General features: G+C 62.2%; 7 protein-coding genes. 4 read left to right on the forward strand and 3 right to left on the reverse strand.

Annotated elements, in window-relative coordinates; genetic code table 11:
* Positions 1-147: 147 nt before the first annotated feature.
* Complete coding sequence (hisN, locus tag ACWPVA_RS02020; RefSeq protein ID WP_454286084.1) at positions 148-924, forward strand: histidinol-phosphatase; 777 nt, start codon at positions 148-150, stop codon at positions 922-924.
* A 2-nt stretch (positions 925-926) separates the two neighbouring features.
* Here the strand turns inward: hisN and ACWPVA_RS02025 are convergent, their stop codons facing one another.
* Positions 927-1,916 carry an alpha/beta fold hydrolase gene (locus tag ACWPVA_RS02025; RefSeq protein WP_454286085.1) on the reverse strand — a complete coding sequence of 330 codons (990 nt, stop codon included), beginning with the start codon at positions 1,914-1,916 and terminating at the stop codon, positions 927-929.
* Between the two features lie 390 nt (positions 1,917-2,306).
* Between ACWPVA_RS02025 and ACWPVA_RS02030 the strand changes: the two genes are divergently transcribed.
* Positions 2,307-2,774, forward strand: a complete 468-nt coding sequence (locus ACWPVA_RS02030) for an Hsp20 family protein (protein WP_454286086.1) — start codon at positions 2,307-2,309, stop codon at positions 2,772-2,774.
* A gap of 79 nt (positions 2,775-2,853) precedes the next feature.
* Here ACWPVA_RS02030 and ACWPVA_RS02035 read toward each other — a convergent pair whose 3' ends face one another.
* The gene (locus ACWPVA_RS02035) at positions 2,854-3,903 is read right to left on the reverse strand and encodes a threonine aldolase family protein (RefSeq protein ID WP_454286087.1); all 1,050 of its coding nucleotides are present in this window, start codon (positions 3,901-3,903) and stop codon (positions 2,854-2,856) included.
* A gap of 430 nt (positions 3,904-4,333) precedes the next feature.
* Here ACWPVA_RS02035 and gltB point away from each other — a divergent pair, with 430 nt between their 5' ends.
* Together gltB and ACWPVA_RS02045 are read left to right on the forward strand one after the other, a co-directional pair.
* Positions 4,334-9,046: a glutamate synthase large subunit gene (gltB, locus tag ACWPVA_RS02040; RefSeq protein WP_454289505.1), complete on the forward strand. Its 4,713-nt coding sequence runs from the start codon at positions 4,334-4,336 to the stop codon at positions 9,044-9,046.
* A gap of 94 nt (positions 9,047-9,140) precedes the next feature.
* On the forward strand, positions 9,141-10,595 hold the full coding sequence (locus ACWPVA_RS02045) for a glutamate synthase subunit beta (RefSeq protein ID WP_454286088.1): 1,455 nt from the start codon (positions 9,141-9,143) through the stop codon (positions 10,593-10,595).
* Between the two features lie 57 nt (positions 10,596-10,652).
* Here ACWPVA_RS02045 and ACWPVA_RS02050 read toward each other — a convergent pair whose 3' ends face one another.
* Positions 10,653-11,822 carry an SGNH/GDSL hydrolase family protein gene (locus ACWPVA_RS02050; protein ID WP_454286089.1) on the reverse strand — a complete coding sequence of 390 codons (1,170 nt, stop codon included), beginning with the start codon at positions 11,820-11,822 and terminating at the stop codon, positions 10,653-10,655.
* Positions 11,823-11,898: the final 76 nt, after the last annotated feature.

The following is an 11,898-nucleotide window of genomic DNA, read 5'->3' on the forward strand; positions in this document are numbered from 1 at the left end:
CGTCAAGACGCAAATAGGCACTTTTTTAAGCGGGGCTCTTTTTTGTGCAACTCCCTTCGAGGCGGCTGATCCGCACAGCGATTGCAAATCGCCGGGACTGCTTTATGAGACTGCAATCCCGATCCCTTTCAACGAGCGGAAAATCCGATGCGTCCCGATCGCAGTTTCTTCAATCGTCTCGCCGAAGCCGCCAAGGCCGAAACCCTGCCGCGCTTCCGTTCGCCGCTGTTCGTCACCAACAAGGAACGCGGTGGGTTTGATCCGGTCACCGAGGGAGACCGCGCGGCGGAAGCGGCGATCCGCGCGCTAATCGAATCCGAATACCCGGAGCACGGAATACTTGGCGAGGAGCACGAGGACATCGGCACTGACCGCGACCATGTCTGGGTGATCGATCCGATCGACGGTACGCGCGCCTTCATTTCGGGCGTACCTGTCTGGGGAACCCTGATCGGCTTCCGGGAGAAGGGCCGTTCCGTGATGGGCCTGATGGATCAGCCCTTCACCGGCGAGCGCTATTTCGCCGACGGCGAATGCTCCTGGTACAGCGGACCCGACGGCGAACGGCAGATCCGCACCCGCGATTGCGGCGGCATCGAGAACGCCATCCTCTTCACCACCTCACCGCACCTCTTCAAGGGGGCGGAATTGGCGAAATACCAGGCGGTGCAGGATAAGGTACAGCTCTTCCGCTACGGCATCGATTGCTATGCCTATGCACTGCTGGCGGCCGGACACGTGGATCTGGTCATCGAGACGGTGCTGAAGCCCTATGATGTCGGGGCGCTGATCCCGCTCATCGAACAGGCGGGTGGCGTCATCACCACCTGGGAAGGGGAGCGGCCGGAAGGTGGCGGCCGCATTATTGCGGCCGGCAGCGCGACGCTGCATGCCCAGGCCCTGCAGATTCTGAAGGACAGCTGACGTTACTCTTCGGCGAAGGCAGCAAGGACGCTCGCGGGGGCATCCTCAGCCTCGGGGTCGCCGCCCGGGACGAATGCGTCGAAGGCCGCCAGCGCCTGGGCGCGGTAGCGGTCGCGCTCTTGCAGGATCTCGTGCATGGCGCCTGGCACCGGCACGAGTTGACCGGCGCGGAAATATTGCGAGAGCTTTTCCTGGTAATGGAACGGGACGATCGGGTCGTTGCCGGGCGCGACGATGACGGTCGGCACGGTAATTGAGGCGAGGTGCCTCGGCGACGAGACCCGCTTGATGGTTTCCTGGGCCTCGTAGAGCCAGCGCGCCGTGGGCGGCCCGACCGCCAGATCAGGGTGGGCCTTCAGGATCTCGACATTGCGCTGGTAGCGCTGCGGGTCGGAGGTCAGCGGATTGTCGTTATAGGGTCTCGTCGGATCGTCCGAGGTCAGGCATATGCGGCCAAAGCCGGTGAAGGTGGCAATCGTCGAGATCCGATGGATGTTTCTCGGCGACAACTTCTGGCCGCCCAGGCCCACAAAAGGCGCGAGCAGCACCATCCGGTCGATGCGGTTGGCAAGCCTTGGAGCGGCGGAAAGCGCGATCAGCCCGCCGGTCGAATGGGCAAGCAGGAAGAAGGGAAGCCGCGTGTCGGGCAGAACGATGTGCTCTATGAAGAGCTCGAGATCCCGGACGTAGTCGGAAAAGCGATGGACGTGGCCTTTGCGGGGGGACTTCAGCAGGCGCTGCGAGCCGCCCTGACCACGGAAATCGTAGGTCGCCACCCAGAGGCCGCGCGCATTGAGGTCGCGGATGGTCTCGAAGTATTTCTCTATGGATTCATTGCGTCCATGCAGAAGGATCACGGTGCCCTTGGCGACCGGCTGCTCGGAGCGAAAGACCGCATACCGCAGCTTCACGCCGCCATGGCCGGTGAAGAAGCCGGCGACAGGAGTTCCAGGGATCGGATTGCCGGGAGTGGCGTGTAGGATGGGGTCCATGCTCGCATTCGCCTAAACGTGGCCGGGCGAAACCGCCCTCTCTTCATCGGATAGGCTGAAGGCCGGACAAGGTCAAAGAAAAAAGCCGGAACCGCTCAAGCGGGGACAAGGGTGCGGTTCCGGCGAAGAGGGACCGGAAGGGAGGGACGTCCTCTTGCGGCCATCGGGTCGAGTCATCCGATAGTCAAAGTCTGGCCGGGATGCACTGAACCCTTCCTGAACCAAGTGTTCACATTGAATTCATCGGACAAGAGCCGGCCTTGAATTTGAATTGCGCGGATCCCATCTCATTTCCGTGGTCGCCATCAAGGGATCGCATTTCATTCCGCCGCCGCCGGATACGGGGCGCCGGAGCAGAAAATCGCAAAACGTCGCTTCAAGGAGGACACCATGCGTCACGTTGACTTTTCCCCCCTCTATCGCTCGACCGTCGGCTTCGATCGCCTGTTCACCATGCTGGACGGCCTTGGCCAACCGGAGCAGGCACAGACCTATCCGCCCTACAACATTGAACGTACGGGCGAGACCACCTATCGCATCACCATGGCGGTCGCCGGTTTTGATGAAACCGAGATTTCGATCGAGGCCCATGCCCATGTGCTCACAGTGAAGGGCGAGAAAGCCGAGGAAGATAAGGCCGAGCAGAACGAATTCCTCTATCGCGGAATCGCCAAGCGCGCCTTCGAGCGCCGCTTCCAGCTTGCCGACCATGTGGAAGTCCAGAGCGCCTCGTTGAAAAACGGCCTGCTACACATCGATCTTCTGCGCAACATCCCGGAAGCGATGAAGCCGCGCCGGATTGCGATCAGCGCGGAACCGGTGAATGTGCCGAAGGCGATCGAGGCGCGCGTCGCCTGATCGGCAACTGGTGTTCAATAGAAAGGGGCGGCTCTCTCGAAGGGCCGCCCTTTTTCACATCTTAAGTCCCCGTGAACCGTCAGGCCAGGAATTCCACGAAACGGTCGACGTCTTCCTCCGTGGTGGCAAAGCTCGTGACCAGGCGGATCAACATTTCGTTTTCCTGCAGCAGGTCCGGCGTCTCGGCCGGAATTGGCCAGTCGTAGAACCTGGCACCTTTGGCTTCGGTGCGTTCTGCCGCATCCTTGGTCAGGACGGCAAAGACTTCGTTGGTCGTGGTGCTCCAGGCGAGCCGGCTCTTCGCCGATCCGCCAATGCCGGTGCGCAGCCGGTCCGCCATCGCATTGGCGTTGCGGGCGAGATCGAGCCAGAGGCCGTCTTCGAAATAGGCCTCGAATTGCGCGGAGATGAAGCGCGTCTTGGAGAACAGTTGGGCGGAGCGTTTGCGGATGAAGGGCATTTCGCGCGCCAGCTCCGGCCTCAGGAAGATGATCGCCTCGGCGCACCAGCAGCCATTCTTGGTGGCGCCGAAAGAGAGGATGTCGACGCCGCGTTTCCAGGTCATGTCGGCCGGCGTTGTTTCCAGGGCGACAAGGGCATTGGCGAAACGGGCGCCATCCATGTGAAGCGGCAGGTCGTTCTCGCGCGCGATTGTGCCGATCGCCTCGATTTCATCGAGCGTGTAGACAGTGCCGGATTCGGTCGCCTGAGTAATAGTGACCGCCATCGGGCGGCCCTGGTGCACAGCACCCGGCGGGAAGCGGCCGATCGCAGCGGTGAGTGCATCCCTGTCCATCTTGCCGCCCGGCCCGTGAACCGGAACGAGCCGGCAGGCGCCGGTGAGGAATTCCGGCGCGCCGCATTCGTCGGCCGTGACATGAGCCTCCGAATGACAGAAAGTGACGCCACCGGGCTTGGCCACCGAGGCGAGCGCAAGCGAATTCGCGGCTGTGCCGGTGCCGACGAAGAAGACCGCAACCTCGCGCTGGAACAGGTCGTTGAAACGTTCCTCCATGCGCCGATCGAGATCGCTGGTACCGTAAGCGGCAGCATAGCCGGTGGCCTCGCGTGCAAGGCTCTCGGCAATTCGGGGGTGGGCGCCAGCCCAATTATCGGAGGCGAAAAACATGACAATAATTCCATTTGTGGCGAGTGAATCCGTCGTTGGGGAGATTAGGGATTTCGCCGGGCCGATCAATCCATTCCATGACGGACCGATGTTGAATTATACGTCTGCGTAACAAGTTGTGGGAAAACCTGCGACGCAGGGTAATAAAATTACCAGTATGTGGTTCAGGGCGTAACAAATGATCCATATGGCCCACATATTTTTGTTGCAGTGCCTTGCGTCACTTTGCAGTTTCTGTCATAGAGCTTGCGAAAATAGGTCAGGATAATTGACCTAATTGAACATTCTTGAGCCGGTTCGGTTTGCTTGTCATGATGGTGAGGGTAATACTCGCCAGACTGAGGCGGCTGCACCGGCATCGGCGCCAGCGGTACTGGCGGGAACAGGCGCGGGTGTTCCGGGCCCAAATGGAGGGAAGGCAATGACCAAGATGACGCCATCCGAAGAGATCATGCAGGCTAGCGCTACGGCGAACGAAGATCGCCCGGTGCGAGCGGCCGCCTATGGTCTTCCCGCCAAGCAGGGCCTCTACGATCCGAAGAACGAGCATGATGCCTGCGGCGTCGGCTTCATCGCCCACATGAAGGGTCAGAAGTCGCACCAGATCGTCAAGGACGGCCTGTTTATCCTGGAGAACCTCACCCATCGCGGCGCCGTCGGTGCCGATCCGCTGATGGGCGACGGCGCGGGTATCCTCGTGCAGATCCCGGACCGCTTCTTCCGTGAGGAAATGGCCAAGCAGGGCATCACCCTGCCGAAGGCCGGCGAATATGCCGTCGGACATTTCTTCTTCCCGCGGGACGAGACGCAGATCGCGCATTTCAAGAAGATCATTGCCGATGTCTGTCAGGCCGAGGGCCAGGAACTGATCGGCTACCGCGACGTACCGGTCGACAATTCCTCGCTCTCCAAGGCGCCGGACATTGCCGCGACCGAGCCGCGCCATATCCAGGTCTTCATCGGCGCCGGCCGCGATGCCGCGACCCAGGAACAGTTCGAGCGCCGGCTGTTCCTGCTGCGCAAGGTGATCTCCAACCGCATCTATGACGAATTCAAGGGCGAAGATACCGGCTTCTATCCGGTGTCCCTGTCTTCCTCGACAATCGTCTACAAGGGCATGTTCCTCGCCTTCCAGGTCGGCGCCTATTACAAGGATCTCGCCGATCCGCGCTTCGAGTCGGCCGTAGCGCTCGTCCACCAGCGCTTCTCGACCAATACCTTCCCATCATGGAAGCTGGCGCATCCTTACCGCATGGTCGCCCACAACGGTGAAATCAACACCCTGCGCGGTAACGTCAACTGGATGGCGGCGCGCCAGGCTTCGGTCTCCTCGCCGCTGTTCGGCAGCGATATTTCCAAGCTGTGGCCGATTTCCTACGAGGGCCAGTCGGACACCGCCTGCTTCGACAACGCGCTCGAATTCCTGATGCGCGGCGGCTATCCCATGGCCCAGGCGGTGATGATGCTGATCCCCGAGGCCTGGGCCGGCAACCAGTCGATGAGCCCGGAGCGCAAGGCATTCTACGAGTATCACGCGGCCCTGATGGAGCCGTGGGACGGTCCGGCTGCCGTTGCCTTTACCGACGGTCGCCAGATCGGCGCGACGCTCGACCGCAACGGTCTGCGTCCGGCCCGCTACATCGTCACTACGGATGACCGCGTCATCATGGCGTCGGAGGCCGGCACGCTTCCCGTGCCCGAGGAGACGATCGTCAAGAAGTGGCGGCTACAGCCGGGCAAGATGCTGCTGATCGACATGGAAAAGGGCCGCATCATCGGCGACGAGGAGATCAAGTCGGAACTCTACAAGAGCCATCCCTATCGTGAATGGCTCGACCGCACCCAGCTGATCCTCGAAGACCTGAAGCCGGTGGAGCCGCGGGCGCTTCGCCGCGACGTCTCGTTGCTCGACCGCCAGCAGGCCTTCGGCTACACCACCGAGGACACCAAGCTCTTGATGTCGCCGATGGCCACGACCGGCCAGGAAGCGATCGGCTCGATGGGGACCGACACGCCGATTTCCGCCATGTCGCAGAAGTCGAAGTTGCTCTACACCTATTTCAAGCAGAACTTCGCCCAGGTCACCAACCCGCCGATCGATCCGATCCGTGAGGAACTGGTCATGAGCCTCGTGTCGTTCATTGGCCCGCGGCCCAACATTCTCGACCATGCCGGCATGGCGCATGCCAAGCGGCTCGAAGTGCGTCAGCCGATCCTCACCAATGGCGATTTGGAGAAGATCCGCTCGATTGGTCATACCGAAGACCGTTTCGATACCAAGACGCTGGACTTCACCTATGATGCCGATCGGGGTGCGGAAAGCATGCCGGAAATGCTCGACCGGCTCTGCGAGCGCGCCGAGGCTGCGGTCAAGGGCGGCTACAACATCATCGTGCTGTCCGACCGCCAGGTCGGGCCGGACCGTATCGCGATCCCGGCGCTGCTGGCGACGGCGGCCGTGCACCACCATCTGATCCGCAAGGGGCTTCGCACCTCCGTCGGCCTCGTCGTGGAAACGGGTGAACCGCGCGAAATCCACCACTTCTGCTGTCTGGCCGGCTACGGTGCCGAGGCGATCAACCCGTATCTCGCCTTCAACACGCTGCTCGACATGCACAAGCATGGTGAATTCCCGAAGGAAGTCTCGGAAGACGAAGTCGTCTATCGCTACATCAAGGCGGTCGGCAAGGGCATACTCAAGGTCATGTCGAAGATGGGTATCTCGACCTACCAGTCCTATTGCGGCGCGCAGATCTTCGACGCGATCGGCCTGTCGTCTGAACTGGTGGAAAAGTATTTCTTCGGCACGGCGACGATCATCGAAGGCATCGGCCTTGCCGAGATCGCCGAGGAAACTGTCGCCCGGCACAGGGCGGCCTTCGGCAAGGATCCACTGCTTGCCAATACGCTCGACATCGGTGGCGAGTATGCCTACCGCATGCGCGGCGAAAGCCATGCCTGGAGCCCGGACTCGATCGCGGCCCTGCAGCATGCGGTCCGCGGCAACAGCCAGGAGCGCTATCGCGAGTTTGCGGCGATGGTCAACGAGACCTCTCTGCGGCTCAACACGATCCGCGGCCTGTTCAAGATCAAAGGCGCCGAAGCGCTCGGCCGCAAGCCGATCTCGATCGACGACGTCGAGCCGGCCGTCGAGATCGTCAAGCGTTTCTCGACCGGCGCGATGTCATTCGGCTCGATCAGCCGCGAAGCGCATACCACGCTCGCCATCGCCATGAACCGGATCGGCGGCAAGTCGAACACCGGCGAGGGCGGCGAAGAGGCAGACCGCTACCTGCCGCTCGCCAATGGCAGCCAGAACCCCGAACGTTCGGCGATCAAGCAGATCGCTTCCGGCCGCTTCGGCGTGACGACGGAATATCTGGTCAATGCCGACGTCTTGCAGATCAAGGTGGCGCAGGGCGCAAAGCCCGGCGAGGGCGGCCAGTTGCCCGGCCACAAGGTCGATGCGACGATCGCCAAGACCCGCCACTCGACCCCCGGCGTCGGCCTGATCTCGCCGCCGCCGCACCATGACATATATTCGATCGAAGATCTGGCCCAGTTGATCTTCGACCTGAAGAACGTCAACCCGGTGGCCGACATCTCGGTCAAGCTCGTGTCGGAAGTCGGCGTCGGCACGGTTGCCGCCGGCGTCGCCAAGGCGCGCGCTGACCATATCACCATTGCCGGCTTCGACGGCGGTACGGGCGCATCGCCGCTCACCTCGCTGAAGCATGCAGGTAGCCCTTGGGAAATCGGCCTCGCCGAAACCCAACAGACGCTGGTGCTCAACGGCTTGCGCTCGCGCATCGCGCTGCAGGTCGACGGTGGCCTGAAGACCGGCCGTGACGTCATCATCGGCGCGCTGCTCGGAGCTGACGAGTTCGGCTTTGCCACCGCGCCGCTGATTGCTGCCGGCTGTATCATGATGCGCAAGTGCCATCTCAACACTTGCCCCGTGGGTGTCGCCACGCAGGACCCGGTCCTCAGGAAGCGCTTCAAGGGTACGCCGGAGCACGTCGTCAACTACTTCTTCTTCGTTGCCGAGGAAGTGCGCGAGATCCTCGCCTCGCTGGGCGTCGCCCGGCTCGACGAGATCATCGGTGCTTCCGAACTGCTCGAGAAGGACGAGATGCTGGCGCATTGGAAGGCCAGGGGCCTCGACTTCTCGAAGATCTTCCACAAGGTTGAGGCTGCGAAGTCCGCAACCTACTGGACCGAACGCCAGAAGCACCCGATCGATGACGTGCTCGACCGCAAGATGATCGAAAAGGCCATGCCAGCGCTGGAGGCTAAGCAGCCGGTGGTGTTCGACGTCGACATCAAGAACGTCGACCGTTCGGCTGGCGCCATGCTGTCGGGCGAGCTTGCCAAGCGCTACGGCCACAAGGGCCTGAAGGACGACACCATTCATGTGACGCTCAACGGCACGGCCGGCCAGTCGTTCGGTGCTTTCCTTGCCCGTGGCATTACATTTGACCTCGTCGGCGACGGCAATGACTATGTCGGCAAGGGTCTGTCGGGTGGCCGCATCATCGTTCGGCCACCAGAAAACACGCGGATCATCGCCGAAGAGTCGATCATCGTCGGCAATACTGTTCTCTACGGCGCAATCGCTGGCGAATGCTATTTCCGCGGTGTGGCCGGCGAACGTTTCGCGGTTCGCAATTCTGGCGCTGTCGCAGTCGTCGAAGGCGTGGGCGACCACGGCTGCGAATACATGACGGGCGGCGTCGTCGTCGTGCTCGGCGGCACGGGACGCAACTTTGCGGCCGGTATGTCCGGCGGTGTGGCCTATGTCCTGGACGAGAGTGGCGATTTTGCCTCGCGTTGCAACATGGCGATGGTCGAGCTCGAGCCGGTTCCGGAAGAGGACGACATGCTCGAGAAACTGCACCATCACGGCGGCGACCTCATGCACAAGGGCCTCGTCGACGTGTCGGGCGACATGAACCGTCATGACGAGGAACGCCTCTACCAGCTGATCTCGAACCATCTGCACTACACGGATTCGGCCCGCGCCAAGCAGATCCTTGATAACTGGGCCGGCTTCCGTCCGAAGTTCCGCAAGGTCATGCCGGTCGAGTACCGTCGTGCTTTGGAAGAGATGGAGCGCATGCGCATGGGAGTCGCGGCGGAGTAACCGCCTTTCGAAGCCGTCCCGCCGGTCTTGCGGCGGGGCACCCTTCGGGCACGCAAGCGTGCCGTCCACGAGACACTTGAGCAGGATAAAGACTATGGGCAAGGTTACAGGTTTTATGGAAATCGACCGGCAGGTCATGAAGTACCAGCCGGCGTCCGACCGCATCCGTCATTTCCGCGAGTTCACCATTCCGATGTCGGATGCCGAGGTCACCAAGCAAGCCGCCCGCTGCATGGATTGCGGCATACCCTATTGCCACGGCCCGACCGGCTGCCCGGTGCACAACCAGATCCCCGACTGGAACGACCTCGTCTACAACAACAAGTGGGAAGAGGCGATCCGCAACCTCCATTCCACCAACAACTTCCCGGAATTCACAGGCCGCGTCTGTCCGGCTCCGTGCGAGGAAGCTTGCACGCTGAACCTCGAAGACATGCCGGTGGCGATCAAGACGGTGGAGCAGGCGCTCGCCGACAAGGCCTATGAACTCGGCTTCATCGTGCCGCAGCCGGCCACGGTTCACACCGGCAAGAAGGTGGCGATCATCGGCTCTGGCCCGTCTGGCATGGCCGCTGCCCAGCAGCTCGGCCGCGCCGGCCATGAAGTGCATGTCTATGAGCGCGAAACCAAGCCCGGCGGGCTGCTGCGCTACGGCATTCCGGACTTCAAGATGGAGAAAAACTTCATCGACCGCCGCGTCGAGCAGATGGAAGGCGAGAACGTCACCTTCCATTGCGGCGTCAATGTCGGCGTCGACGTCAAGGTCGAGAAGCTGCTGGCGGACTACGATGCCGTGCTCTATTGCGGCGGCTCGGAAACGCCGCGCGAGGCCGGGATGCCCGGTGTCGATTTCCACGGTGTCTATGACGCGATGCCCTACCTGGTGCAGCAAAACCGCCGAGTCGGGCGCGAGAATGTCGACAGTGTCGGCTGGCCCTCCGATCCGATCCTCGCCGGCGGCAAGCATGTCGTCGTTGTCGGAGGCGGCGATACGGCCTCCGACTGCGTCGGCACTGCCTTTCGCCAGGGCGCGGTGAAGGTCACCCAGCTCGACATTCGTCCTCGTCCACCGGAAACCGAGGACAAGCTCGCCATCTGGCCGTTCTGGGCGACCAAGATGCGGACCTCATCCAGCCAGGCCGAAGGCGCGATCCGCGAGTTCCAGGTCGGCACACTCGAATTCGTCGGCGAAGACGGCGTGCTGACGGGCGTCAAGTGCTGTCAGGTCGACGAGAAGCGCAAGCCGATCGCCGGTTCGGAATTCATCATCAAGGCCGATCTCGCCTTCATTGCCATCGGCTTCCGTGGCCCCTTCAACGACGGCGTCGTCAAGGAACTAGACGGCAAGCTGACGCTCAATACCGACCGTCGCGGTTCGACCAATGTCGTTGCCAATGATCGCGACTACAAGACATCGGTCGACAAGCTGTGGAGCGCTGGTGACGTGCGCCGCGGCCAGTCGCTGGTCGTCTGGGCGATCCGCGAAGGCCGCCAGGCGGCGCGCGCCATCGACGAGGCGCTGATGGGCGCGAGCGTCCTGCCACGCTGAACCAGAAAACGGTCCAGTGAACTCGATTGTCCTGGATGGGCCGCGTTCGACGCGGCCCTATTCGCTTATGGGAGCGTCGGCCCGGGGCGTGCGCACGTCGTCCACTCGACCGGACGGCGGCGGCGGCAAAGTGCCGTCCTTTACCAGTTGGTCGCGTGGCGTCGGCATCGAGGAGACAGGCAGGGGGGCTGCGCCGAGCAGTTCAGTCGCGCCGTCAAGCTCCGGATCGAAAAGATCCATCGGTTGCGTTTTGACCAGAGTCTGTATTTCCGACGGAGGCAGGCTCAGCAGATCCGGCAGGCTGCCGGCGTCCAGGCGCAAGAGATCCGGACTCGTCATGTCTCCAAGGCGGCGTCGCACGGATTTTTCAGCGTAGAATGCCAGCTTGCGTTTGCCGGCCGCCGTCAGATTGATCCCGTCGGAGCCGCGCAGACGTACCTGCTGGCCATTGATGTCGGATCCGGTGAGGATAAAGCGTCCTTCCTCGTCGACGAAGCCGTCCCATACGTCGATGAATTCTCCGCCAATGCGTTCCACCGCACGGCGATAGACGGTGTTGAGCGTCAATGCGTCGGCGGTCATGTTCTGCGGGCGGAACGCAGGGAGGCCTACCCAGAGCAATGGGACGTTTGCATCCGTGATGATCTTGCCGAACGCGGTCACGCGCCGCTCGTATTCCTGAAACCACCCATCGGTCCGGAAATCGAGCCTACCCGAAGCGGTCGTCATCTGCTGGCGATCGTTGGCGCCGATTTCGACGATGACAATGTCGGGCCGCAGCTCGGCGATCATGGCCGGTAATTCGGACTGCCAGTCGTAATAGTCGGTGCGCACCAGACCGGACGAGCCATTGCTGCGCTCCTCGATCATAACGCCTGGCGAGGCAGCAAAGGCCTCCTGCAGCCCCGTTGCAAGGCCGTCCGCGACGAAGTCGCCAACCACCAGGATCTTGCGGGCGTTCTCAATCTTCGGCGGCGGTGGTGGTGGCTTTGGCGCGGTGGTGATGCTGGTGACGCTTTTCGTCTGCTTTTTCACGGTGCTCGGCGGTTTCGCCTTGCGCGGCGGTGGCGGCGGTGGCTCGGGGAAACGTTGTTCGCGCGTGCCGAAGAACAGTTCGATCAGGTTGCGTGGCTGGCGCGTCTGCTGGGCCTCTGCCGTGGAGGCAAGCGTCGAGATCGCGATGAAGGCAAACGCAAACGCGCAAGCACACCAGCCCCGAGCGCCCATATTTCGCCGCGTCTGCCGCATCCCGGTCGTCGTCCTATCCGTGCCGCACTATCCTTGGACACTCCGGGGATATGTG

It is taken from the genome of Rhizobium arsenicireducens, assembly GCF_964021225.1.